20 protein-coding genes are annotated in these 25,888 nt (G+C 65.5%); 8 read left to right on the top strand and 12 right to left on the bottom strand.

Translation table 11 applies throughout. The features are described from left to right. Positions 1 to 12 precede the first annotated feature (12 nt). The 6 genes from YH64_RS17740 to YH64_RS17715 all read right to left on the bottom strand — a co-directional run bounded on the left by YH64_RS17740 (position 13) and on the right by YH64_RS17715 (position 7,416). Positions 13 to 2,100: a 3-hydroxyacyl-CoA dehydrogenase NAD-binding domain-containing protein gene (locus tag YH64_RS17740; RefSeq protein ID WP_046805758.1), complete on the bottom strand. Its 2,088-nt coding sequence runs from the start codon at positions 2,098 to 2,100 to the stop codon at positions 13 to 15. 7 nt (positions 2,101 to 2,107) lie between these two features. Then, positions 2,108 to 2,320 carry a biotin/lipoyl-containing protein gene (locus YH64_RS17735; protein WP_046805759.1) on the bottom strand — a complete coding sequence of 71 codons (213 nt, stop codon included), beginning with the start codon at positions 2,318 to 2,320 and terminating at the stop codon, positions 2,108 to 2,110. Positions 2,321 to 2,392: 72 nt separating this feature from the next. Next, positions 2,393 to 3,754, bottom strand: coding sequence for an acetyl/propionyl/methylcrotonyl-CoA carboxylase subunit alpha (locus YH64_RS17730; protein ID WP_046805760.1), 1,362 nt, complete (start codon positions 3,752 to 3,754; stop codon positions 2,393 to 2,395). A gap of 20 nt (positions 3,755 to 3,774) precedes the next feature. After that, on the bottom strand, positions 3,775 to 5,322 hold the full coding sequence (locus YH64_RS17725) for an acyl-CoA carboxylase subunit beta (protein ID WP_046805827.1): 1,548 nt from the start codon (positions 5,320 to 5,322) through the stop codon (positions 3,775 to 3,777). Positions 5,323 to 5,367: 45 nt separating this feature from the next. Beyond that, complete coding sequence (locus YH64_RS17720; RefSeq protein WP_120156143.1) at positions 5,368 to 6,348, bottom strand: tripartite tricarboxylate transporter substrate binding protein; 981 nt, start codon at positions 6,346 to 6,348, stop codon at positions 5,368 to 5,370. A gap of 99 nt (positions 6,349 to 6,447) precedes the next feature. Continuing rightward, on the bottom strand, positions 6,448 to 7,416 hold the full coding sequence (locus YH64_RS17715; RefSeq protein WP_046805761.1) for a tripartite tricarboxylate transporter substrate binding protein: 969 nt from the start codon (positions 7,414 to 7,416) through the stop codon (positions 6,448 to 6,450). 171 nt (positions 7,417 to 7,587) lie between these two features. On the opposite strand from YH64_RS17715, the gene YH64_RS17710 reads away from it, so the two are divergent. From YH64_RS17710 to YH64_RS17685, 6 genes are all read left to right on the top strand, one after another. Next, a complete protein-coding gene (locus YH64_RS17710) occupies positions 7,588 to 9,042 on the top strand; it encodes an aldehyde dehydrogenase (protein ID WP_046805762.1) in 1,455 nt (484 codons plus the stop codon). A 68-nt stretch (positions 9,043 to 9,110) separates the two neighbouring features. After that, the gene (locus YH64_RS17705; RefSeq protein ID WP_046805763.1) at positions 9,111 to 10,007 is read left to right on the top strand and encodes an NAD(P)-dependent oxidoreductase; all 897 of its coding nucleotides are present in this window, start codon (positions 9,111 to 9,113) and stop codon (positions 10,005 to 10,007) included. Positions 10,008 to 10,024: 17 nt separating this feature from the next. Beyond that, entirely contained in the window at positions 10,025 to 10,741 is a 717-nt protein-coding gene (locus tag YH64_RS17700) for an IclR family transcriptional regulator (RefSeq protein WP_046805764.1), read from the top strand. 97 nt (positions 10,742 to 10,838) lie between these two features. Continuing rightward, positions 10,839 to 11,666: a hydroxyethylthiazole kinase gene (thiM, locus tag YH64_RS17695; RefSeq protein WP_082134540.1), complete on the top strand. Its 828-nt coding sequence runs from the start codon at positions 10,839 to 10,841 to the stop codon at positions 11,664 to 11,666. A gap of 218 nt (positions 11,667 to 11,884) precedes the next feature. Beyond that, entirely contained in the window at positions 11,885 to 14,011 is a 2,127-nt protein-coding gene (locus YH64_RS17690) for a 5'-nucleotidase C-terminal domain-containing protein (RefSeq protein WP_046805765.1), read from the top strand. Positions 14,012 to 14,099: 88 nt separating this feature from the next. Beyond that, the gene (locus YH64_RS17685) at positions 14,100 to 15,317 is read left to right on the top strand and encodes an MFS transporter (RefSeq protein ID WP_046805766.1); all 1,218 of its coding nucleotides are present in this window, start codon (positions 14,100 to 14,102) and stop codon (positions 15,315 to 15,317) included. A 27-nt stretch (positions 15,318 to 15,344) separates the two neighbouring features. Here YH64_RS17685 and YH64_RS17680 read toward each other — a convergent pair whose 3' ends face one another. The 5 genes from YH64_RS17680 to YH64_RS17660 are packed head-to-tail and all read right to left on the bottom strand — an operon-like array spanning position 15,345 to position 21,141. Then, positions 15,345 to 16,103, bottom strand: a complete 759-nt coding sequence (locus tag YH64_RS17680) for an ABC transporter ATP-binding protein (protein ID WP_046805767.1) — start codon at positions 16,101 to 16,103, stop codon at positions 15,345 to 15,347. Then, complete coding sequence (locus tag YH64_RS17675) at positions 16,100 to 17,092, bottom strand: iron chelate uptake ABC transporter family permease subunit (protein ID WP_185975390.1); 993 nt, start codon at positions 17,090 to 17,092, stop codon at positions 16,100 to 16,102. The genes YH64_RS17680 and YH64_RS17675 overlap by 4 nt, the downstream gene beginning before the upstream one ends. Then, the gene (locus tag YH64_RS17670; protein WP_046805768.1) at positions 17,085 to 18,077 is read right to left on the bottom strand and encodes an ABC transporter permease; all 993 of its coding nucleotides are present in this window, start codon (positions 18,075 to 18,077) and stop codon (positions 17,085 to 17,087) included. Before YH64_RS17670 ends, YH64_RS17675 begins: the two co-directional genes overlap by 8 nt. A gap of 31 nt (positions 18,078 to 18,108) precedes the next feature. After that, positions 18,109 to 19,059: a siderophore ABC transporter substrate-binding protein gene (locus tag YH64_RS17665; RefSeq protein WP_046805769.1), complete on the bottom strand. Its 951-nt coding sequence runs from the start codon at positions 19,057 to 19,059 to the stop codon at positions 18,109 to 18,111. 60 nt (positions 19,060 to 19,119) lie between these two features. Beyond that, a complete protein-coding gene (locus YH64_RS17660; RefSeq protein WP_046805770.1) occupies positions 19,120 to 21,141 on the bottom strand; it encodes a ligand-gated channel protein in 2,022 nt (673 codons plus the stop codon). 211 nt (positions 21,142 to 21,352) lie between these two features. Here YH64_RS17660 and YH64_RS17655 point away from each other — a divergent pair, with 211 nt between their 5' ends. Both YH64_RS17655 and YH64_RS17650 read left to right on the top strand, forming a co-directional pair. Continuing rightward, the gene (locus YH64_RS17655; RefSeq protein ID WP_046805771.1) at positions 21,353 to 22,066 is read left to right on the top strand and encodes a response regulator transcription factor; all 714 of its coding nucleotides are present in this window, start codon (positions 21,353 to 21,355) and stop codon (positions 22,064 to 22,066) included. Continuing rightward, positions 22,066 to 23,496, top strand: coding sequence for a HAMP domain-containing sensor histidine kinase (locus tag YH64_RS17650; protein WP_046805772.1), 1,431 nt, complete (start codon positions 22,066 to 22,068; stop codon positions 23,494 to 23,496). Before YH64_RS17655 ends, YH64_RS17650 begins: the two co-directional genes overlap by 1 nt. Here the strand turns inward: YH64_RS17650 and YH64_RS17645 are convergent. Then, on the bottom strand, positions 23,486 to 25,765 hold the full coding sequence (locus YH64_RS17645) for a TonB-dependent receptor domain-containing protein (protein WP_370512757.1): 2,280 nt from the start codon (positions 25,763 to 25,765) through the stop codon (positions 23,486 to 23,488). The genes YH64_RS17650 and YH64_RS17645 overlap by 11 nt on opposite strands. Positions 25,766 to 25,888: the final 123 nt, after the last annotated feature.

The raw sequence follows: 25,888 nt of genomic DNA, 5'->3' as shown, positions 1-25,888 counted from the left end.
CGGGCCAACGATTTACAAGTCCGCAAAGCGCTTGCCCTGCGCCACCAGGCGTTCCAATAACGGGGCGGGCTGCCAAAGCTCGCCGTGTTGATCGTGAAAGCGCCGGATCGTGGCCAGCACATTCGGCAGGCCTTGCTGGTCGGCATAAAACAGCGGGCCGCCCCGATGCGCCGGAAAGCCGTAGCCGTTGACGTAGATGACGTCGATATCCGACGCGCGGCGGGCGATGCCCTCTTCCAGGATGCGCGCGCCTTCGTTCACCAGCGCGCACATCGTGCGCTGCACGATTTCCTCGTCGGTGATGTCGCGTCGCACGATGCCGTCCTGGCGCGCGCATGCCTCGATCAACGCCAACACCCGCGCGTCTTCCAACGGCTCACGGCTGCCCGCTGCGTAGCGATAAAAGCCGGCGCCCGTCTTCTGCCCAAAGCGCCCTTGTTCGCACAGGCTGTCGGCCACGCGCGAATAGCGCAGGTGCGCCGGCCGGGTCGATGCGGTGCGCTTGCGAAACGCCCAGCTGATGTCCAGACCCGCCATGTCCGCCATGCGCAGCGGCCCCATGGCCAGCCCAAAACGCTGCAAGGCGCCGTCCACCTGCGACGGCGACGCACCCTCTTCCAGCAGAAAATGCGCCTCGCGCGTGTAAGGGCTGACCATGCGGTTGCCGACGAATCCGTCGCATACGCCCACCAGCACCGGCAACTTGTCCATGCGGCGCGCCAGCTGGAACACCGAGGCGATGACGTTGCCATCCGTCTGGCCACCCTTGACCACTTCCAGCAAGCGCATGACGTGGGCCGGGCTGAAGAAGTGCATGCCTAACACCTGGGCGGGCCGACGCGTAAAGCCGGCGATCTTGTCGATATCCAGACGCGACGTGTTCGAGGCCAGAATCGCCAACGGCTTGCACACCGCGTCCAGCGCGGTGAAGATCTGTCGCTTGACGTCCATGTCCTCGAACGCGGCTTCGATCACCAGATCGACATCGCGCAGATCGTCCATATCCAGTGACGGGCGGATGCGCGCCTGCCGTTCGTCCACCTGCGCCGCCGTCAGCTTGCCCTTCGCCGCCGTCGCGGCGTAGTTCTTGCGGATGGCCGACCAGCCGCGTTCCAGCGCCTGCGCATCGCGTTCGACCAGCACGACGGCCAGCCCGGCGTTGGCCAGGCTCATCGCGATACCGCCGCCCATCGTGCCCGCGCCGACCACGCCCACGGTCGTGATGCCGGCTGTGGCCGTCCACTCCTTCGGCAATTTGACGGCGGCGCGTTCGGCAAAGAACAGGTGACGCTGCGCCTTGGACTGGCTGCCGTTGACGAGGTCCAGAAAGTGCGCGCGTTCAAACGCCAGGCCGTCTTCCAGCGTGCCGTGGGTGGCGGCTTTCACGCAATCGATGCACGCCAGCGGCGCCACGCAGCCACGATAACGGCGGGCGGCCTGTTCGCGGGCACGCTCGTACACGCCCGAATCTTGCGGCGCGGGCACCTGCCGCGCGCCCACGTTGCGCCCGGCCAGTGGCGCGTCGGCCTTCGCCCGCGCATAGGCAGCGGCGCGTTCGGGCAGATTGTCGGCCACGACCGCATCAAGCAGGCCCCAGTCCAGGCCGGTTGCGGTGTCGATGGGGTCGCCCTGCGCAATCATCGTCAGCGCGCGCTCGACGCCGACGAGTCTGGGCAGCCGCTGCGTGCCGCCCGCGCCGGGCAGCACGCCCAGCTTCACCTCGGGCAGACCCAGCGACGCGCCTTGCAGCGCGATCCGGTAATGACAACCCAGCGCCAGCTCCAGCCCACCGCCCAAGGCGGCGCCATGTATTGCCGCAACGATGGGTTTGGATGCGCCTTCGATCAACGCGATCAGGGACCGCAGTGTCGGTTCGCGCGTCGACATAGGGGTATTGAATTCGCGGATCTCGGCCCCGCAACAAAAGAAGCCGCCGTCCCCGATCAAGACCAGTGCGCGAACTTCCGGGTCCTGTAGCGCGTCCTTGATGCTCGCTTGCAGTTCGCTGCGCAAGGCCGCGCTCAAGCTATTGACCGGCGGGTTGCGCAACCGCAGCATCGCGACCCGGCCCGCCTCGGTTCGTTCCGTATGGATCAGCATGGCGGCGTTACTCCAGCTCGACCACTACCTGGCCTTCGTCCACCTCGTCGCCTTCGCCCACCAGCACACGCGCCACGACCCCGGCGCGTTCGGCTTCGACGGGGATTTCCATCTTCATCGACTCGACCTTGATGACGCTATCGCCAGCGTCGACACGCTGGCCCGGACGCACACTGACGGCAACCACTCGGCCCACAACGGGGGTTTCTACTTTGAACATTGTTGTCTCCTTGGATACTTCGGTTCAGTCCACGATGCCAAGGCGGTCAACGCCTGGCTGCTGATTAGCTATTCACGCCGCCTGCGCCGCGCGCGTCGCGTCCAGAATGCGGGCCACCATGCCGGTGGACACCTGGCCCGCGCCAAAGCCCTCGTCGTCCAGCACGCGCAACATGAAGGGAATGTTGGTCTTGACGCCGTCCACCCGAAACTGCGTCAGCGCCTGCTTTAACAACAGCAACGCCTCGTCGCGCGTCGCGGCATGCGCGATCACCTTGGCCAGCATCGGGTCGTAATGGCTGGACACGCGGCAACCTTCGGCGTAGCCCGTCTCCACGCGCACGCCGGGCAGCACGGGCGGCGCAAAGACTTGCAGCACACCGGGGGACGGCAGAAAACGCACAGGATCTTCCGCGTAGACGCGCGCCTCCAGCGCATGCCCTTGCAAAGGCGGCACCCGCGCCAACACGCTGCCCATCCGTTCGCCCGCCGCCAGCCTCAGTTGAGCGGCCACGATGTCGATGCCCGTAACCGCTTCCGTCACGGCGTGTTCAACTTGCAGGCGGGTGTTGATTTCCAGGAACGAAAAGCCGGACTCGGGCGTGTACAGCATTTCAACGGTGCCAATCACGTCGTAGCCCAACGTTGACAACATGCCTTCCAGCTTTGCGGCCATGTCGGCCACCAAGTCTCGGTCCAGCCCCGGCGCGGGCGCCTCTTCCAATACCTTCTGGTGCCGCCGCTGCGTAGAGCAGTCGCGTTCATACAGGCAGCGCACTTGCCCATGGCGGTCCGCCAGGAACTGGAATTCCACATGGCGCGGGTTGACCAGCAGCTTTTCCAGATACAGGTCCGATCCGCCAAAGCTGCGCTCGGCGATCTGCCGCGCCCGCGCCCATTCGGGTTCCACCTCCTGCGGGCCGTGCAGCGGAATCATGCCGATGCCGCCGCCACCCGAGGCCGGCTTGATCAGCACCGGGTAGCCCAGGTCCTGGGCGGCATGGCGCACAGCGTCAAGGTCGGCGCCCAACACGGCGCTACTGGCGGCCATCGGCATGCCAAGCGCCCGCATCGCATCGCGCGCCCGCGTCTTGTGCCCCAGCATTCGTATCCAGCGCGGCGACGGGCCGACGAAGATCATGCCGGCCGATTCCACCGCCTGGGCAAAGTCCGCGTTCTCGGACAGGAAGCCATAACCGGGATGCAATGCATCGGCGCCCGTCTCGCGCGCCACGCGCAGCAGCGTGTCGCGGTTCAGATAGCTTTGCGCGGCGGGCGCCGGTCCGATGGGAACGGCCACGTCCGCTTCACGCAGATAAGGAAGATCGCGATCCGCCTCGGAATACACGGCAACCGATTCCAGGCCAAGCGCGCGCAACCCTCGGATGACCCGTCGGGCGACAGCGCCCCGGTTGGCGACGATGACTCTTTTCATATTGCGCTCCAAGCCCGCCGTCATGGCCGATACCCAAAGGCGCGCGGGCCGGGTTCGCGCAGCGGCGCAACCACTTCCACGAACTCTTCCAGCACCTGCCGCGTGGTGGCCGGGTCGATGATGTCTTCCACGACGAAAACTTCGGCGCTGCGAAACGGAGAGGTCAGGCCGCGCACGCGCGCTTCAATTTCACGCATCTTGGCTTGGGGGTCGGCGGCGGCTTCGATCTCGGCCTTGTAGGCTACTTCCAGGCCGCCTTCGACCGGCAACGATCCCCATTGGGCAGACGGCCACGCATAGCGGAAATTGAAGCGGCCCGCGCTTTGGTGGCCGCCGCCCGCCACGCCAAAGGCCTTGCGCACAATGATCGAGCACCAGGGCACGGTGGACTGCGCCACCGCCGTCAGCGCGCGCACGCCGTAGCGCATGGCGCCGGCCTTCTCGGCGTTCAGGCCGATCTGAAAGCCGGGCACATCCACCAGGTTCACGACCGGCAAGTGAAACGTTTCGGCCAGGTCGAGCAAGCGCGTGAACTTCTCGGCGGCCGGGCCGTCCCAGCCGCCGCCGTAGTGATAGGGGTCGCTGGCAAACACCGCCACCGGCCAGCCGTCGATGCGCGCCAGCCCCGTGATGACCGCCTTGCCCCAGCGCCTGCCGATCTCCATGAACGAGCCTTCGTCCATCAAGGCCGACACGATGGGTCGCATCTTGTAGACGGCACGCGGATCGGCGGGGATGGCCTTGCGCAGCCAATCCTGGTCAGCCGACGCGACGGCGGTGCCGGTCTCGCGGGGCGGCAATTCATGCACCGAACGCGGCAGATAAGAAAGGAAGCGCCGCGCCATGGCAAAGGCGTCGGCTTCCGAATCAGCTTCGTCGTCCACCACGCCGTTGCGGGTATGGATGTCGCTGCCGCCCAGTTCATTCTTGTCCAGCGTCTGGCCGATGCGCGCCACGACCGGCGGGCCGGCGATGAACAGCTGCGAGGTCTCGCGCACCATGATGGCGTAATGGCTGGCAGCCACGCGAGCGGCGCCCAGGCCCGCCACCGACCCCAGGGCCAGCGACACCACGGGCACGGTGGCCAGGTTCTGTGCCATCAACGGCCACATGCGCAGCTTGGGCAGCAAGGTGTGGCCCTTGATTTCGATATTGCGCACCGACCCGCCGCCGCCCGTGCCATCCACCAGCCGCAATAGCGGCAGCCTAAGGTCGTGCGCCATGCGTTCGGCCTCGACCAGCTTATCGCCCACCGCGCCGTCGTTGGCGCCGCCACGCACCGTGAAGTCGTCGGCCGCCACCACCACAGGCCGGCCGTCGACCTTGGCGCGGCCGATCAGCAGGTTCGACGGCGTCAGATCCGTCAAGCGACCTTCGGCATCGTATTCCCCGCTGCCCGCCAGCGCGCCCACCTCGCGAAACGATCCCGCATCGACCATGTGCGCAATGCGTTCGCGCACCGGCAGCTTGCCGCCCTCTCGATGCCGGCGCACCTTGGCCTCGCCCCCCATGCGCTGCGCCAGTTCTTTGCGCAGCGCTAGTTCTTGCAGTTCTTTGTCCCAGGACACGTGTGCTCCTCCCTGCCCGTTGCCGATGCGGCGGTTGCCGCCCGGTCAATCGATCTTGATGTTGGCGCGCTTGATCAGCGCTTCGTTTTGCGTAAGTTCTTCTGCGATCTTCTGGCGGAAAGCCTGCGGCGACTGCGTCAGCGGATTGCCCTGCGCCGCCAGCCGTGCGCGCACCTCGGGGTCCTGGGTTACCGCTGCGATTTCCCGATTGAGCCGGTCCACCACCGTCTGCGGCGTGCCCGCGGGCGCAAAGATGCCGACCCAGAACGAGATGTCGAACCCGGGGTAGCCCAGCTCGGACACGGCGGGCACGTCCGGCAGGTCGTGCCAGCGGTCGGCGGACGACACCGCCAGCGCACGCAACTTGCCCGACTTGATAAGCGGTACGCCGGACAAGGTGTCAAAGCCGAAGTCGACCTCTTTGGACAGCAGCCCGGCTTCCATCGGCGCGGCGCCCCGGTACGGCACGTGCAGCATTTGCACGTTGGACATGGCGGCAAGCTGCGCGCCCGCCAGATGCATCAGGTTGCCGTTGCCGGCCGAGCCATAGCTGACCGTATTGGGATTGCGCTTGGCCAGCGCCACCAGCGATTTGACGTCGGTCACACCCGCCACGCGGGGGTTCTCGGCGTTGATGGTCAGGATGAAGGGCACCGACATCACCGTGGTGACCGGGGCAAAATCCTTCAAGGGGTCGTATTGCAGATCCTTGTAGAGCAAGGGATTGACGGTGATCGAACTGGAATTGCTGACCAGGATGGTGTAGCCGTCCGCCTTGGCCTGCGCGACGGCGCGTGCCGCAATCATGCCGTTGGCGCCCGTCTTGTTGTCCACGACGAAGGTCTGCTTCATCCGCGCGGACAGCGCCTCGCCGACGATGCGCGCCACCGTGTCGATAGTGCTGCCGGGGCTGAAGCCCACCACGAACTTCACCGGTGCACTGGGGTAGTCGGCAGCGCTTGCCGCAAGGGGCGCTGCCGTTGACAACACGAACACGCTTGCTGCCAGCCATTTTGAAACTGTCATGATGTGTCTCCTCCGTGGTTGCCTGAACCCGTGCCTTGCGCTGCATCGGCGCGCGGCTCCGGGCCGTTGCTGTGCCTGGCTATGTGCCTGGCGTTGTGATTACTGCGCGGCGACGGCGCCGGACGCCTTGACCGCGCGGCCCCACTTGTCCTGCTCGCTGGACATGAACGCGGCGAACGCCTGCGGGGTGCTGTTGACCACTTCGCCGCCCAGGCTCTCGATGCGCGCCTGCATCGCGGGCGTGGCCACGATCTTGGACACGTCCTCGTAGATGCGTTGCGCCTGCGCCGGTGGCAGCGATGCGGGGGCCAGCAGCCCGAACCACGTTGCGGCCTCGAAGCCGGGCATGCCGGCTTCGGCAAAGGTCGGCACATTGCGCAGCGCCTGCACGCGCGTGCCGTTGGCCACGGCCAGCGCGCGCAGCTTGCCGGATTCAATCAAGGGCAGCGCCGACGTAATCGTGGCCAGCATCATCTGCACCTGCCCGCCCGCCAGGTCCGTGAAGGCCGGCGCGTCACCCCGATAAGGCACGTGCGTGATGCTGGACTGCGTGGCGATCTTGAACAGCTCACCGCTAAGGTGCTGCGCGGTGCCGTTGCCCGGAGACGCAAAGTTGACCGAGCCGCTGTTCTGCTTCAGGTAGGCCAAAAATTCCTGCAAAGTCTTGGCCGGGATGGCGGGGTTGACCACCAGCACCAGCGGCACCTTGGTGACCAGCGTGATGGGGGCAAAGTCCTTGACCGGGTCGTAGTTCAGCTTGCTGTACAGATGGCCGCTGATCGTGTGGGCAGACGTGGTCATGAACAGCGTGTAGCCATCGCCCGGCGCCCGCGCCACCGAACTGGCGCCGATGGTGGTGCCGGCGCCCGCGCGGTTTTCAACGATGACGGACTGGCCCCACGACTGCGTCAGCTTTTCAGCGACGGCGCGCGCCACCACATCGGTGGCGCCGCCGGCCGGATACGGCACGATCATCGACACGGGTTTTGAAGGGTAGGAATCGGCCTGCGCCGTTCCCGCGAACAGCGCCGTGGCACATGCCAGCGCGCACAAGACATTGCGGTGCATCGAGTTGTCTCCTCTTGTCTTTGAATGACGGTTTGTTTATTCTTACCGTTCCTGTGGACAGAACGCTTATTCTATTTTATATTTTTTCGGCCAGTGACTGTCAACGAATAAATGCATACCGGCCGCCATCGGACGCGCCGGAAAATCCCATCAAGAGAGGAACATCACGTCATGTCCGAATCATCGGAAACCCTTAAATCCATGCTGATCGGCGGTGAATGGATCGCCCGGCAAGAGGCGGCATTCGCGTCCACCAACCCGGCCACGGGCGTGCAGAACTACTTGGTCAGCGCCGCGTCGGACGCGCAGGTTGACCAGGCCGTGGATACCGCCTGGAAGGCAGTGCGCCAGGCTGCCTGGCGCGACATGCTGCCGCACCAGCGCGCCGCGATCCTGCGCCGCATCGCCGATGGCATCGAACAGCATTCGGAACTGCTGGCACGCTTGCAGATGATTGAAAACGGCAAGGTCTGGGCGGAATGCAAGACGCAGGTCGCCAGCGCGGCGGCCACCTTCCGCTATTACGCGGGCGTGTGCGAAACGCTGGGCGCGGAAGTCACGCCGGCGCGCGGCAACTACCTGTCCATGACGCATTACGAGCCGTATGGCGTGGTCGTGGCGATCACGCCGTGGAACTCGCCGCTGACGATGGAAGCGCAGAAGGTGGCGCCCGCGCTGGCCGCCGGCAACGCCGTGATCCTCAAGCCGTCGGAGGTGACCTCGTCGCCCGCCCTGGCGCTGGGCCGCATCGCGCTGGAAGCCGGCTTGCCGCCTGGCATCCTCAACGTGGTCACCGGCCTGGGCGCCACCGTGGGCCGTCGCCTGGTGGAACATCCGGGCGTGCGCATGGTGTCGTTCACCGGAGGCACCGCCAGCGGTCGGGCCATCGCTCATGCCGCCGCTGAAAAGCTAATGCCCGTGGCACTGGAACTGGGTGGCAAGTCCCCGCACATCGTGTTTGACGACGCGGACCAGGACGCGGCGATAGACGGCGTGATCGGCGGCATTTTTGAAGGCAGCGGGCAATCCTGCGTTGCCGGATCGCGGCTGTACGTGCAGCGCGGTATCGCAGAAGCGTTTATCGAAAAACTTGTGGCGCGTGCCGCACGGCTCAATGTCAACCTGCCCGACGCCACCGGCGCCCAGATGGGCCCGATCGCGTCCTTTGGCCATCGCGACAAGATTGAAGGCATGGTGGAATCCGCCAAGCGCGACGGCGCGCAAGTGTTGCTGGGCGCGCAGCGGCCCGACGACGACGCGCTGCAAGCGGGCGCGTTCTACCGGCCCACCATCCTGGGCGGGCTGTCTCGCGATGCCCACGTGGTGCGCGAAGAAATCTTCGGCCCGGTCCTGTGCGCGCTGACCTTCGAGGACGAAGACGATTTGATCGACCAGGCCAACGACAGCGTCTACGGCCTGGCATCCGGCGTATGGACGGCGGACTACCGGCGCGCGTGGCGCGTGGCCAGGCGCCTGGAAGCCGGCAGCGTGTGGATCAACACGTATAAGCAATTGTCGATATCCACGCCGTTCGGCGGCTTCAAGCAAAGCGGCATCGGGCGCGAAAAAGGCGTCAGCGGGCTGCGTCTGTACCAACAATCCAAGGGCATCTACTTCGGCATGTAGGCCGCAGGAGCCTGTATGCATTCTTTCCAGGGCCGCGACGACGGCCCCCTTCTTCGGAGACTATCCACATGTCTGAATTTCAACGAGCCGGCTTCATCGGCCTGGGCGTCATGGGCGAACCCATCTGCCGCAACCTGGCCACCAAGGGCGGCCTGCCCGTGCTGGGCTGCGACACCGACGCGGCACCCTTGCAGCGTCTGGCCCCACATGGCGTCCAGAGCGCGACGGCCCAGCAGATCATGCGCGACTGCGACGTGGTGTTCCTGTCGCTGCCGTCCGGCGAAGTCGTGGCGCAGCTGGCGCGCGCCGCCGATGGTTTGCTGGCCAATACACGCAGCGGCCAGTTGATCGTGGACCTGAGCACGTCGCCCGTTGATGTGACGCGCGAGCTGGCCGGTGAATTTGCCGCCAAGGGCGCAACGTTCATCGACGCCCCGGTTGCCCGCACCCGCGCCGCCGCCGAGGCCGGCACGCTGTCCGTGATGATCGGCGGCGAGACCGCGACGTTTGAGCGGGTCAAGCCGCTGGTGTCCACCTTCGCCAACGAAATCACCTATTGCGGCCCGGTCGGCAGCGGCCAGGTGGTGAAGATCCTGAACAATATGGTGCTGTTCGAAACCGTGGTGGCGTTGTCGGAAGCGCGTGCAATTGCGCGGCGTTCCGGCGTGGATCCGCAGGTATTGCTGGAGACTTTCACGCGCGGTTCGGCGGATAGCTTCGCGTTGCGCAACCACGGCTTAAAGGCTATTCTGCCCGGTGAATTTCCCGAAAAAGCCTTCCCCGTGGACTATGCCCGCAAAGACCTGCGCTACGCGCTGGCGTTGGCGGAACAAACCGGCGTACAAGCGCTGGGCGCCCGCAACGTTGAACACTGGTTCAGCGCCGCGTTGGCCCAGGGCCATGGCAACCGCTATTTCCCGGTCATCAGCCGGGTGATCGATCCGGAGTCGGGAACCCATGCCTAATCATCCCTACCATTCCAATGAGTCGCACCCCTACTCAGGACAATTCCACTGACGGCGTCGCCGCCGTCGAACGCGCCCTGACCATCGTCGGGGCCGTTGCGCAACGCACCGAGCCCATCACGCTTGCCGACCTTTCCCGGGCCACGGGGTTCTACAAAAGCACCTTGTTGCGGCTGATTGCCTCGCTTGAAAAAGTGGCGCTGGTGGTGCGCCGCGCCGACGGCCGCTATTCCCTGGGGCCTTACGCGCATCACCTGGGGCGCGCGTACGAAGCCACCTACCGCCTGACCGAAACCATCCTGCCGCTGCTGCAAGCCCTGGTCGATAAGGGCACCGAAAGCGCGTCGTTCCACGTCTACCACGATGCCAATTCACGCGCCTGCGTGCTGCGCGTGGATTCGCACCATTCCACGCTGGACCGTATTCGTGTCGGCGACCTGCTGCCGCTGGACAAGGGAGCGGCAGGCAGGCTGCTGACCGCGTATCTGGTCGACGGCAAGTCCCCCGCCGAAGTCGGCCTGATGCTGACGTCCATGGGCGAACGCGACCCGAACTGCGCGGCGGTGGCCAGCCCGGTATTCGGCCCCGACGGCGACATCTGCGGGGCGATTTCCTTGTCTGGCCCTAAAGAACGTTATTCGCCCGCGGCCGTCAAGAAAATGGCCAAGCTGGTGCAGGAAGCGGCGGCCGACGCCACGCGCGCCCTGGGCGGACGCTGGCCGTCCGCGAAGTAAGGTGACGAACGGTCGCGACCAGACTCGATTGACAGCGTGCCCGGCAACACCAGAACATACGCCGATCCATCGGAACGCGTAGCAAGGACCTTTAGGCATGGCTGAATCTTCCATCGACCTCGACACCGCCGACTTGGCGCGCGCGTGCCAAGACCGGTACACGGCGCTGCGGCAGGATGCACCGCTGGTGCAGTGCCTGACCAATTTCGTGTCCATGAACATCGCGGCCAATGTGCTGCTGGCAATCGGCACATCGCCCGCCATGGTGCACGCCACCGAAGAAGCGCCGGAGTTTGCGCGCATGGCCGGGGCGGTGGTCATCAACATCGGCACGCTGTCCGCGCCCTGGTTGGAAAGCATGCTGTTGACAGCAGCGTCGGCGCGGCAGGCCGGCGTGCCGTGGGTGCTGGACCCGGTGGCGCACCACGCCACCGCTTTCCGGCGCGACGCCGTGCGGCAATTGCTGGCCTTGCAACCGACTATCGTGCGCGGCAACGCGTCGGAAATCATTGCGTTGGCGGGCGGCCACAGCGCCGGCAAGGGCGTGGATGCGCGCGACGCCGTGGCGCAGGCAGAACAATCGGCACGCGCCATTGCTGCTGCCCATGGCACCGTGGTGGCCGTGACGGGCGAAACCGATTACGTCACCGATGGCCAACGTTCGGTGCACATCACGGGCGGCTCGCCGCTGATGCCGCGCGTCACGGCCACGGGCTGCGCGTTGACGGCAGTGGTGGGCGCTTTTGCCGCCGTGTCCAAAGACGACCCGTACATCGCGGCCGTTGCCGCCCTGTCCTGCTTTGCCATCGCAGGCGAACGCGCGGGCGCGCTGGCGGAAGGCCCGGGCTCATTCGCGTGGCGCTTCCTGGATGCGCTGGCGGCGCTGGAACCCGACAGCCTGACAAGAGCATCACCGCTGCGTTAGGACGCCGCTTACCCGGCTTGCACACACCGGCTTGCAGACCCCGCTTGCACACCCCGGCTTGCAGACCCCGGCCTGCACACCCCGGCTTGCATACCCCGCTTGCATACCCCGGCGGGCACACCCCGCTTGCATACCCCGGCTTGCATACCCGGCATCATCCGTGTCACGCCCAGGTCACACACCATCCTCACACTCGGATTCCTTCATGACACGGAGGAATGATGGTGAAGCCCCACGTACGAAAACTATTCGCGGTATCGGCCAGCGTTGCGCTCTTGGCGGGCCTGACCGCCTGCGGCGGCGACGACGATGATGATGATGACACCGGCGTAGTCACCCCGCCCGTCGCCAGCGTGCCGCAAGGCGCCGCGCTGGACGTGGCGATCCTGGCCACCACCGACCTGCACGCCAATGTGCTGGGCTACGACTACTACAAGCTGGCCGAAGACAAGAGCTATGGCGTGGACCGCAGCGCGACGCTGATCGCCAACGCACGCAAGCAGCACGCCAACACGCTGCTGTTCGACAACGGCGACACCATCCAGGGCACCGCGCTGTCCGACTACCAGGCGCTGGTAGCGCCGGTGCAGTGCTCGGACATGATCGCCATCTACAAGCAGATGAACCTGCTGGCCTACGACGCGGGCACGATGGGCAATCACGAATTCAACTACGGCCTGCCTTATCTGTCGCAGATCACGAATGTGGACTTCGGCTTGGCCGGCATCGGCAAAGGCACGGACAAGACCAATCCCACCGGCGCCAAGAACTGCGCCGCGCCAGCCTTCCCCTTCGTGTCGGCCAACGTGGTGTCGGCCGCCAGCAAGCAACCCATCTTCAAGCCCTGGGTGTTGCTGGACAAGACTTTCAAGGCGACGGACGCGGGTGGCAAGACGATAGATGTGCCGTTCAAGGTGGGCGTGATCGGGTTTGCCCCGCCGCCGATCTTGCAATGGGACAAGGCCAATCTGGAAGGTCACGTGCAGGTCACGGGCTGGAAGGAAACCGCGCAGCGCTACGTGCCCGAGATGAAGGCGGCGGGCGCGGACATCATCGTGGCGCTGGCGCACGGCGGCATCGACATGAAGACAGCGTACGACCCGGCAATGGAGAACGGCGCCGGGTACCTGAGCCAGGTGCCGGGCATCGACGCGCTGATCACGGGCCACCAGCACTTGCTGTTTCCGGACACCAGCGCCACGTCCCCGTTCGTCGGGCAGCCGGGCGTGGACCCGGTGCGTGGCCTGGTCAACGGCGTGCCGGCCGTGCAGGCGGGCCAGTGGGGCAACAACCTGGGCCAGATCACATTGAAGCTGTCGTATGACAAGGGCTGGCGCGTGCAGCAGGATGCGACCACGGTGCAGCGCATTTCCACGCGCCTGACCGCGCAAAGCGGCTCGACGCCGGCCACCTACGTGGCGCCGGACACCGCCGTGCAGCAGTTGGTGCAAAGCGAGCATGCCGCCACCATCGACTACGTGAAGACGCCAATCGGCCAAAGCCAGTTCGACATGGCAACCTACTACGCGCTGACGGGCGACGTGTCGGCGCTGCAAATCGTGAACATGGCGCAGATCGATTACCTGAAGGACTATATCGCCAAGAACAATCCGGCTTACGGCGCCCTGCCCATCCTGTCGGCCGCCGCGCCGTTCAAGGGCGGGCGCAATGGGCCGGGCGACTTCACCTTCGTCAAACAAGGCAATGTGGCCATCAACAACGCGGCCGACCTGTACCTGTACCCGAACACCTTGCAGGTGGTGCGCGTCACGGGCGATACGGTCCGCCAGTGGCTGGAGAAGACGGCCGAACAGTTCAAGCAGATCGACCCCGCCCAGGTCGCACCGCAAGACCTGGTCGACACGACCTTCCCCACGTTCAATTTCGATGTGCTGTATGCCCCGGGCAATGCGCTGAAGTACGAAATTGATGTCAGCCAGCCCAAGGGTACGCGTATCTCGAACCTGACCTACCAAGGTGCGCCGCTGGATCTGGCCGCGCAGTTCCTGGTGGTCACCAACAACTACCGCGCCAGCGGTGGCGGTGACTTTCCTGGCCTGGCGGGCGGCAAGGGCGACATCGTGCTGCAAGCCCCGGACGCCAGCCGCGACGTGCTGATCAGCTTTATCAAGAAGAACCCGACGCTGGACCTGGCCACCTACGGCCTGGACCGCAGCTGGCGCTTCAAGCCGCTAAGCGGGTTGGCCGGCCCCGTGGTCTTCTGGTCGGTGCCCGGCACCCTGCCGATGGCGGCGGCGCACGGCGTGACCAATGTCAGCGTGTATGACGCCACCCCGGACGCTACGACGCAGTTGTCGCGCTATGCGGTGGATCTGACCCAGTAGGCCGCGTAGACATGTGGATGACAGCCAGGGGTGCTTACAATACGGCTGTTGCGTTGCAACATTCCTCGAATCACCCCTAGCCATCCCCATGTCTCACCCTGCTTCCTTGCAGCACCGCCCCGCGCTGGTGCTGCTTGCCCTTGCTGTGGGCAGCTTCGCCATCGGAACCACCGAGTTCGCCACGATGAGCCTGCTGCCCTATTTTTCCCAATCCCTAGGAATCGACGCCCCCACCGCCGGCCACGTCATCAGCGCCTATGCGCTGGGCGTGGTGGTTGGCGCGCCGATCCTGGCCGTGCTGGGCGCCAGAATGCCGCGCCGCCGCCTGCTGATTGCGTTGATGGGCTTGTTTGCCGTTGGCAACGGCCTGAGCGCCATTGCGCCGGATTATCACTGGATGCTGTTTTTCCGCTTTCTTAGCGGGCTGCCGCATGGTGCGTACTTTGGCATTGCGTCGCTGGTGGCCAGTTCGCTGGTGCCGGCCAATCGCCGCACCATGGCCGTCGGGCGCGTGTTCCTGGGGCTGACGGTGGCCACCATCGTCGGCGTACCGCTGGCCAACTGGCTGGGTCAGGTGATCGGGTGGCGCTGGAGCTTCGGGCTGGTGTCGCTGCTGGCGGTGCTAACGATGATCAGCGTGGCCATCTACGCGCCGGATACGCCCGCCGACCACAAGGCCAGCCCGCTGCGCGAGCTGAGCGCACTGGGCCGGGGTCAGGTCTGGATCACGCTGGCGATCGGCGCGGTGGGCTTTGGCGGCCTGTTCTCCATCTACACCTACCTGGCCGACACGCTGACCGCCGTGACGCAGGTAGCGCCCACCACCGTGCCCTTTGTGCTCAGCGCGTTCGGCGTGGGGCTGACGGTGGGCAACATGGTGGTGCCGGTGTTTGCCGACCGCGCCGTGATGCGCACGGCCGGGCTGCTGCTGGTGTGGTCAGCCGTGGTGCTGGCGCTATTTCCGTTGATGGCGCACAACGTCTGGCTGATCACGCTGAACGTGTTCCTGGTGGGCGTGGGCGGCGCGCTGGGCACCGTGTTGCAGACACGCCTGATGGACGTGGCGGGCGATGCCCAGGGCCTGGCCGCCGCGCTGAACCATTCCGCCTTCAATACCGCCAATGCGCTGGGGCCTTTCCTGGGCGGCCTGGCCATCGCGGCGGGCTACGGCTGGACGTCGACCGGTTGGGTGGGCAGTTTGCTGGCCATCGGCAGCATGCCCTTGTGGCTGTGGGCGGTGATGCTGGAACGCCGCCATCGCGCCAGGCGGCAGGCCGGGCTTACCGCCAGCGCCGAATCAGCGTAGGGGTTGTGGCGCGCCGCACGATATCCCCTAGCGGTAATACACGCAGATGCGCTTGCCGCCGATCTCGTGCACGTCGATCGGCAATTCATACAGCGGGCTCAGCACCTCGGGCCGGATCAGTTCGGCCGGGGTGCCTTGATACGCCACGCGCCCCTGCCGCATGGCCACGATGCGGTCGGCGTAGCTGGACGCGAAATTGATGTCGTGCAGCACCAGCACCACCGTCTTGCCCAGCTCATCGGCGGCGCGGCGCAAGGTGCCCATCATGGCCACCGCGTGCTTCATGTCCAGGCTGTTCAGCGGTTCGTCCAACAGCACGTAGCGCGTGTCCTGGCACAGCACCATCGCAACGAAAGCGCGCTGGCGCTGGCCGCCAGACATCTCATCCAGATAGCGCCCGGCCAGGGGTTGCAGGTTCAGATACGCCAGGGCGCGGTCGATGTGGGTCTTGTCGTCCACGGTCAGCCGCCCGCCCGTATGCGGATAGCGGCCGAACGCGACCAGGTCGCGGACGGTCAGGCGCAGCGGCAGGTGGTTGTCTTGCCGCAGGATGGACAGGCGGCGCGCCAGTTCGCGGCTGTCCGCGCGCATCACGTCCAGGCCGTCCACATGGATGCGCCCGGTGGATGCGGGCAGCAGCCGGCTCACCATGGACAGCAGCGTGGACTTGCCCGCGCCGTTGGGTCCGATGATGGCGGTGACGCCGTTGGCGGGCAGTTGCAGCGTGACGTCATCCACCACCACGCTGTCGCCGTAGTGCTTGCTGACCTTGTCTATTTCTATCATCGGCGCCCCTTGCGCAGGATCAGGGCGAGGAACATCACGCCGCCCACAAATTCGATCACCACGCTGACGGTGGTGTTCAAGCCCAGCACGCGTTCCAGCAGTGTTTGCCCGCCAACCAGGAAGATGACGCCCAGCAAGGTGGCGGCCGGCACGGTGTAGCGGTGCTTGTCGGACCCCATCGCCTGGTATGCCAGGTTGCTGACCAGCAGGCCGAAGAAGGTGACGGGGCCGACCAGCGCGGTGGACACCGACACCAGCACCGCGATAGCGCCCAGCGTCAGCAGCAGGCTGCGGCGATAGTCCACGCCCAGGTTCACGGCAATGTCCCGCCCCAGCGCCAACACGTCGTAGCGGTGGCGCAGCCGCCAGATCACCAGCGTGGCCGCGCATACCGCCGCCAGGGCAACGGGCAACAGCGACACGCGCACGGCATTGAAGCTGGCGAACATGCGGTCTTGCAGCACCAGGAATTCGTTGGGATCGATCAAGCGCACGACAAAATTGGACAGGCTGCGAAACAGTAGGCCGAAAACAATGCCCACCAGCATCATCAGGTGCAGGCTGCGCACCGCATCCGAAAACAGCCATCGGAACAGCAGACAGGCAAACGCCGTCATCGCGCACACCTCCAGCATGAAGGCCGCTACGGGATGCTGGGCCGCCGTGGCGGCCTGGCCGAAGCCGAACACCACCACCGCCTGGATCAACAGATACAGCGCATCGAAGCCCATGATGGCGGGCGTCAGGATGCGGTTGTGCGTGATGGTCTGGAACAGCACGGACGACACGGCCACGGCATACGCCACCAGCACCATCGCCACCAGCTTGCCGCCACGAAACGGGATCACGAACGACCACTGGCCATTGGCGCCCAGGCTCATATACGCCGCCACGCAGGCCAGCGCCACGGCGGACAGCCATAGCAGCCGCGCGCGCTGCGGCGAGCGTGCGCGCCTCTGCACGGCGGGCAAGATAGCCGGATCAGCCAAGACGAGTCCTTTTCAAACGCAGCAGGCACAGGAACAGAATGCTGCCGACCACGCCCACCACGGTGCCGATCGGTATTTCGTAGGGGTGGATCACCAGCCGCCCGATGATGTCGCAGGCCAGCACGAAGACGCCGCCCAGCAAGGCTACCCACGGGATGGAGCGGCGCATGTTGTCGCCCAGCACCAGGCTGACGGCGTTGGGCACGATCAGGCCCAGGAAGGGTATGCCGCCCGCCGTGACCACCACCACGGCTGAAATGGCCGACACGATAAGCAGGCCCACGAACGTCAGGCGCGCGTGGTTCAAGCCCAGGTTGGACGCGAACTCGCGGCCCATGCCCGCGACCGTATAGCGATCCGCCGCTACATAGGCGGCGCAGGCCAGCGCAAAGCCGATCCACAGCAATTCATAGCGGCCGCGCAGCACGCCCGAGAAATCACCGGTGGTCCAGGCGTGCAGCGATTGCAGCAGGTCAAAACGAAAGGCAATGAAGGTAGTGGCCGCATGGATGACCCCGCCCAGGATCAGGCCGATCAGCGGCACGATGAACGGCGTGCGTAGCGGCACGCGGCGCAGCAAGGCCAAAAACAGCAAGGTGCCGGCCAGCGCAAAAGCCGTGGCCGTCATCATCTTGCCGATTACCGGCGTATCGGGCGCCAGCAAGGTAATAACAAGAATGCCCAGCGTGGCCGATTCGACGGTGCCGGCCGTGGTGGGTTCCACAAAGCGGTTGCGCACCAGCATCTGCATGATCAACCCCGCCACCGCCAGCGCCATGCCGGCCAGCAGCAAGGCCAGCGTGCGAGGCACGCGGCTGACCATCAACAGGCGCCAGGCGCGCTCGGCCTCTTCGCCGCTGCCCCACAGCGCCGAGACGGACAAGGTGCCCGCGCCCAGGCTGACACTGGCCGCGCACAGCGCCAACAGCACCATCACCGCCAGCGTCAGCCCGCCCCACCCGCTTATCGTGCGCCGCCAGGTCATCGGCGGCCTTCCCTTGCGCCAGCCATGCCGCTTACTTTCGCGGCGCCAGCGCGGCCGCGATGTCGTCCACGTTCTGCTGCATGGCCGTCAGCCCGGCGCTGCCCAGCAGGTACCAGTTAAAGCCGTTCAGATAGACCACGCGCTTGTTCTTCCACGCGGCCGTGGCGCGCACCAGGTCGTTGTCCAGCATGCGCTGGGCCGACACGCCTTCGCGGCCGATCGCGGCATCGCGGTCAATCACGAAGAGCCAGTCGGGGTTCGTCTCGGCAATGAATTCAAACGAGATGGCCTGGCCGTGGTTGGACACGTTCAGGCCCTTGGCCGCGGGCTTGAGGCCGAACGCATCATGGATAACGCCAAAGCGCGAACCCGGGCCGTAGGCGCTCATCTTGCCGCCCGTGGTCAGGATGACCAGCGCCGTGCCGGCCATGGCGGCCTGGCCTTGCAGCGCGGAAATCGATGCGCGCAAGGCGTCCAGCTGCTGGCGCGCTTGCGCCTGTTTGCCGTAGATGGCGGCCAACGTTTCGGTGTTGCGGGTGACGCTGCCGACCAGGTCGCGCGGGTCGACGGTCAGGTCGATGGTGGGCGCCAGCTTGGACAGTTCGTCGTACTTCGGCGCCGACCGGCCGGCGACGATAATCACCTGCGGCTGCGCGGCGTGGATCACTTCGTAGTTGGGCTCGAACAGCGAACCCACTTTCAGGTAGCGCGGCCCGGCATATTGCGCCAGCTGCGGCGGCAGCTTGGCGGCCGTGGGCACGCCGGCCACTTCCACGTCCAGCGCGTGCAGGGTGTCCAGCACCGCCATGTCCATCACGATGGTTTTGGTGGGATTGGCCGGCACGCTCGTCTGCCCGCGTGCGTGTTTGACCGGCACGGTGGCTTGCGCCATGCACACGCCAAAGGCGGCCGACAGGGCCAGCGCGGCGCCTGCCTGGATCAGTCGGCGTCGGCCATGGCCGGTGTTTTGCTGCATCGTCATACGTACCTCTCAGGCTTCGCGGGGAAGCAGGAATCGCCCCCCCCAGTTCATTCATCCCGATCAGAATTTCACGCCTACGCCCAGCCAGTAACGGCGGCCGTCTTCGACGTATTCGTAATCGTCATACGTGACCTGCTTGTCGAACAGGTTGTAGATGCCGGCATACACCGACACGGTCTTGTTCACCGCGTACGACGCGCCCATGTCCACGAAGGTGTAGGACGGCGCCACCACCGACGACGACGATGCGCCCGTGGTCGGCTGGCTTTCCTTGCCGCGATAGTTCACGCGCGCCCACGCTTGCAGCGCGTCGGACGCCTGCCAGTCCACCGTGGTGGTGAACAAGTGCTTGGGCAACTGGTTCAGCGGTTCGCCCTTGTACTGGCCCGACTTCTGTTCCGACTTGGTAAACGTGTAGCTGCTGGTCAGCGACCAGTCGCGCGCCAGCGGCAACTTCATGCTGGCTTCCACGCCGCGCGACACGGCCTTGTCCACGTTCATGTAGGTGGTGGGGTTGGAGCCGAACTGGTTAGGGCCTTCGGTGCACTGGGACAAGGGGCACGCCACGCGCGTGATCTTGTCCTTGAAGTCGTTGTTGAACAGCGTGACGCCCGCGTTGAAGCCTTCGCCGTCGTCATACAGCAGGCCGATTTCTTCCGTGACGGACTTCTCGGGCGTCAGGTCCGGGTTGCCGTACATGTTGCCGCCCCGGCTGACCTGACCCCAGCCGGCCACCGTCTGGCGCAGGTCCGGCGCGCGAAAACCGGTGGACACGCCGCCCTTCAGGGTCCAGCGGTCAGCGAAATGCCACACGCCGTACAGACGCGGGCTGAAGTGCGTGCCGAAGTTTTCGTCTTCGTCCATGCGCAGACCGGCAGTGACGGCAAACTGCTCGGTCAGGCGCCATTCGTCTTCGGCGAACAATGCCCACTGGTAGCGGTCGATCTTGTTGGGGCCGCCGGACAGCTGGTTGCCGGTCTGGTCGTTCAGGCGCTGGCTCAGGTAGGTGCCGCCCAGCGTCAGCATGTGCGAGCCTAGCGGCAGGGTCCAGCTGGTTTGCAGGTTCAGGTTCTTGACCTTCATCTGGCGCGAGCGGTTGTCGAATTCTTCTTCCTGCACATAGCTGTCCGACACCGCCCAACCCCAGCGCCCGGTATGCGACAGCGCCCACTTGTTGCTGCGGTAGTCGTTCTGCGCCGACGCGGGGCAACCGGTGCGCGCGCACGCCTCGCCCGGCGCCAGCGGCGCGACCGTCTTGCCCAGCGTTTCCTGTATTTTCTGACGCATCGTGGTGGCTTCCAGCACGATGTCATGGTCGCGGTTGGGGGTCAGCGCCAGCTTGGCCGTGACGCTGTCGGAATTGCGCTTGCGGAATCCGTCAACGATATTGTCTTCGTCGCGCTGCGAGGCCTGGCCGTAGATTTGCAGGCCCAGCAGGTCATTCTTGATGGGGCCGGCCAGGTAAAAGTTGCCCTGGTAGATATCGCCCGACTTGCTGCTTTCCTGGATGGTGGTATCCATGCGGATTTCACCGTGCCATTCCTTGGGCACCTTGCGGGTGATGATGTTGATGACGCCGCCCATGGCGTCCGAGCCGTACAGCGACGACATCGGGCCGCGCACGACTTCAATGCGTTCGATGGCGGCAAGCGGCGGCGTCCAGCCGCCTTCGACCCCGGCCGAGTCGGAATTGGTGCGGGTCTCGCGCGAGCTTTGGCGCTTGCCGTCGATCAGGATCAGCGTGTACTGCGGGCCCATGCCGCGCAGGCTGATGTCCTGGCGGTCGCCACCGCCGGTAACGATGACGCCCGGCACGTCGATCAGCGCGTCATTCACGTCGCGGTAGAACTTTTTGTCCAGGTCTTCGCGGGTGATGACGCTGATGGAAGCCGGCGCGTCCTGGATCTGCTGTTCGAAGCCGCTGGCCGTGACCACCACGGTGTCCAGCGTCTTGGCCTCGCTTGCGGCCTGCGCCCACGACGCCGCCGGCGCCATGCCCAGGCCGGCCGCGCACAATGCCGCCGCCAGCTGCGTGCGCGATGTCAAAACACGGCCGCCCAAGGCCAGATCGTTGCTGCTCATGATGCTTGTTTTCTCCCGTACCAGCGCCCTGCCGCACCCCGCGTGCGGCCTCGGCGCTGCCTCTTATTTCTTAATGAAAACTATTCTCATATTAGAATTGAGGCTTTCGGAACCGGGCAAACACCTTTCCGCAACTTTTATCTTCTTCAGACTTCTTGACACTTCGGCGGGCGGCCATCGGCCACACTGCCGGGTGCGGAACACACTACGGATGCTCTTCTCCCAATCAGCGGTCGCGCGCCGCATCCTGCTTATCGACGACGACGTCGAACTGGCACAGATGCTGCGTGAATACCTTGAACCCAACCATTGCGTGCTGACCCTGGCGCATACGGGCACGCGCGGGCTGGCCCTGCTGGCGCAGGACGACTACGACCTGATCCTGTTGGACCTGATGCTGCCGGACGGCAGCGGCCTGGACCTGCTCAAGCAATACCGGCAACGCTCGCGCCGCCCCGTCATCATGTTCACGGCGCACGGCGGCGAAACCGACCGCGTGCTGGGGCTGGAATTCGGCGCCGACGATTACCTGGCCAAGCCCTTCAGCCCGCGCGAACTCAAAGCCCGCATCACCGCCGTGCTGCGGCGCTTTGAAGAGGTGCCTGAAACCACCAAGCCCAGCCTGACGCTGGGCGCGCTGTCGCTGGACCCGGCCTCGGGGCGAGCCTGCCTGGACGCCGCAGAGGTGCTGCTGACCGGCGCCGAACAGCGCATCCTGGAACTGCTGATGCGCGCGCCGGGCCAGGTCGTGGCGCGCGAACAGATCGGCATGTATGCGCTGGGCCGGCGGCCCGACCGCTATGACCGCAGTATCGACACGCACATCAGCGCGCTGCGCAAGAAGCTGCGGCTGGATCAGGCCAACGGCACGCTGTCGATCCGCAATCTGCGCGGCCTGGGTTACGTGCTGGCGGGCGCGGCCTGATGCGCTGGCTATTGCCGACGCGCTCGCTGTTCTGGCGCGCGTTCCTGACCTTCTGGTCCGCCATGGCCATCATCCTGGTGTGCGGCATGCTGTTCACGGCGGCCGTGGCCTGGTATCGCATCAATTCGCTGGACGGGCTGAACCCGGGCAGCCTGACGCATGACGCCGCCCAGGTGGCGCGCATCCACGGCAAGGACGGCCTGGAACGCTGGGTGCAAGCGATGGACCAGCGCTATTCCGCGCTGAAGATCTACATCCTGGATACGGACGACCGCGAGATCCTGGGCCGCACGCTGCCGGCCCGCATGCACGATTGGCTAAGCGCTTACCGCGCGGCGCCCGACCGGCCCGTGCCGGCGGACCCGGCGCAGCCGGACCCCTCTGTTCAACGCGTATCTTGGTGGCAGCCGCAGCTGCTGGTGCTACCGGATGGCGCCGAGCTGCTGATGCTGTTCCTGCCGTTCGACTCGTCGCACTGGGAAGTCTTGGGACTGTCGCCCGTGGCGCTGGCCTTGCTGCTGTTCGCGCTAGCAGTGACGGCGCCGTTCTGCTGGGCGCTGACCCGTCACGTGACGGCGCCCTTGACGCAGTTGCGTCACACCACGCAGGCGCTGGCAGCGGGCCATCTGGGCGCGCACACGCCGGCCAAGCTGGCCGGGCGCAAGGACGAACTTGGGCTGTTGGCGCGCGACTTCAACGCCATGGCCGACCGCCTGAAAGCGGTGGTCGACACGCGTGAACAACTGCTGCACAACATCGCGCATGAATTGCGTTCGCCGCTGGCGCGGCTGCGTTTGGCCAGCGAGCTGGCGCGGCGCAAGGATGAACGCCAGGACGTGCAGTTGGACCGTATCGAACGTGAATGCGAACGGCTGGATGCGCTGGTGGGCAGCACGCTGCGGCTGGCGCGGCTGGGCGCGCTGCCCGAGCCGAACGACACGCTAGACCTTGGCGACATCGTCAACGCCGTGGTCGAAGACGCCCGCTTTGAAGCGACCACGTTGCAAGTGCGCATCGCCTGGGAACCGCCCCCGCCGGTGCTGATCACAGGCGAGCGCGACAGCCTGTCCAGCGCCGTTGAAAACGTCATGCGCAACGCGCTGCGTTTCGCGCCGGCGCACAGCGCCATCCGTGTGCGGCTGATACAGAACGCGAATTACGCCTGCGTGGAAATTGAAGACCGAGGGCCCGGCGTGTCGCCGAATGATTTGGAATCCTTGTTCGAACCCTTTTTTCGCGCGGCCTCGGGCGCCAAGACGCCGGGCTCCGGAGCGGGCCTGGGCCTGTCGATCGCCCAGGCCGCCGTGGCCGCGCACAAGGGGCGGATAGCGGCACGGAACGTGTCGCCGCACGGGCTGGCGGTGCGCATTGAAGTGCCACATCCGCTGCCCGCTCCGCCGCCTGGCTCCCCGCCCCCGATCAGAACGTGATGTTGGCCGACAGCCACAAGCGGCGCCCTTCCAGCACCTGCCGGTAGGAATTGGTCCAGTTGGCGTTGGCAGCTGGCGTCGTGGCGCCTACCTTGGTCGGGCCGTAGTTCACGAAGTTCTTGTCGAACAGGTTGAACACTGACGCCGACAAGGTCACGTTCTTGTTGACCACGTATGAACCGCCCGTGCTGGCCAGCCAGTACGGGTTGTAGAACACCTGCTCTTTTTCCCAATCCATGTCGTTGAACTGCTTGGCGCGGTATTCGCCGCGCGCCCACACGTTGAACTGGTCGTTGATGCGCCAGTTCAAGCCCAGGTTCAGCGCGTGGCGCGGTTGCGAACCCAGCGGTTGGCCCTGCTTGACGCCCGAAGTCACTTCGCTGGCGGTCAGGGTGTAGTTGCCGTTGAACGACACGCCGCCGCCCAGCGGCACGCGTCCACCCAGCTCGAAACCCTGGATGGTTGCGGTATCGACGTTCACGCGTTGCGAGAAATTGGCCACCGGGATGCCGTTGCGTTCCCATACGCCCAGGTCCAGGCAGCCTGCGGCCGGGCCACCTGCCGCCAGGCAGTTGGGCACGTTCTGGCTGTCGATCTTGTCCTTGAACTTGGTGTGGAATGCCGTCAGGTTGCCCGACAGGCCTTCCCCATCGTCAAACAGCAGGCCCAATTCGGACGCGGTGCTGCTTTCCGGCTTCAGCTGCGAATTGCCCAACAGCGGCATGGTGCCTTGGGCGCCCAGGCCGATGATGCCGTCGGTCATCAGATTGATGTCGGGCGTCTTGTAGCCCTTGCTGACCCCGCCCTTCACCGTCCACATCGGCGTTGCGTTCCAGACCAGGTAGCCGCGCGGGCTCCACTTGCCGCCGAATTGCTCGTTGCGGTCATAACGCGCACCCGCCGTCAGGGCCAGGTCGTCCACGATGCGCCATTCGTCTTCGGCGAACAATGCCCATTGATACTGGCGCTGGTCCAGCGGCGCGGACACCAGCGTGTCCTTGAAGTGCTGTTCGCGCCACTGGCCGCCCACCGTCAGGTTGTGGCGTTCATTGAGCAGCGGCATCGTCCACTTGGTGTCGAACACCCAGTTGTCGTATTCCAGATCGCGCTTGTCGCCGTCGGTCGGGCGGCGCGGCGCGTTCATCGGGTTGGTGCGGCCGATGGTCTCGGTCGTGTCATAGACCAAGCTGGTATCGGAACTGACCGACCCGCCGTAGCGGCCCAGGTGCGTCAACGCATAGCGCTGGCGGTTGAACTCCATTTCCGGGTCGTAGCCGCCGCCCTGGCGATTGGGCGCAATGCTGGTGTTCAGCGTGCCCAGCTCGCCGTTGCCGTTGTCATAGGTTTGCCAGTTGCTGTCCACGTCGAACAGCACGTCGTGGTTGCGGTTGGGCGTGAGCGCCAGGCGCAGGCCCACGTTCTGTTGGGTGCTGTCGCCCAGGCCGGAAAAGCTGGCGATGTCGCCGGTGTAGTTGCCGCTGTTGTATTCGGCCTGGTTGACCGGGTAGCTGCCGTTGGCGCCAAGCCGGCGGTAGTGGCCGCCGCGCAGCGTCAGACCCAGCTTGTCGGTCTTGATGGGGCCGCTAAGGTAGAAGGCCGCGCCATAGTTGTTGCCGTAGGTGTTGTCGCCTTGCGCGGTGCCGTCCAGCGTGATCTGGCCGGTCCAGTCCTGGCTGACCTTGCGCGTGATGATGTTGATGACGCCACCCATGGCATCCGAGCCGTACAGCGTGGACATGGGGCCGCGCACGACTTCGATGCGTTCAATGGCGGCCATCGGGGGGATGAAGTTGGTGTCGACGTCGCCAAAGCCGTTGGGCCGCGCGCCCGAGCTGTTCTGGTTCAGGCGCTTGCCGTCGACCAGCACCAACGTGTAGTCGCTGGGCAGGCCACGAATGCTGATGTTCATGCCACCCGCCTTGCCGCCCCGCTCGACCGTCACGCCTTCGACGTCGGCAACCGCATCGGCCAGGTTGTGAAACGGGCGCGTCTCCAGCTGCTCACGCGTGATGACCGAAATGGACGCCGGCGCGTTCTTGATTTCCTGTTCGAAGCCGGCGGCCGTTACCACCACGGTGTCCAGCTGCGCGACGCCCATGGTGTCTTCCATGGCGCCAGCCGTGTTTTGCGCATGCGCCGCGCATGACGCGGTAATGGCCAGCGCCAGCGGCAACAAACGGAAGCCAGGACGGGAGGCAAGACGAGGAACAAGATGGGAAGGACGGGGGGCGACGAGGTCGAGGTCTTTAGTGCTTTTCTGAGTCGACATGGGGAATCGGGACAACCACCCGAGGCGGGCGGCGCGCAGTGCGCTGATTGGGAATTTCAATGAACGGCAATGATAGGCATTCCCAATATGCGATTCAACTTTTTGTCAGCTTTAATTCAGTTT

Origin of the sequence: Achromobacter sp. LC458, assembly GCF_001005835.2 — a bacterium.
In the GTDB taxonomy this organism is placed as follows: Bacteria; Pseudomonadota; Gammaproteobacteria; order Burkholderiales; family Burkholderiaceae_B; genus Achromobacter; species Achromobacter spanius_B.
The sequence above is the reverse complement of the archived record's forward strand: the minus strand, read 5'-3'. Positions and strand labels throughout refer to the sequence as shown.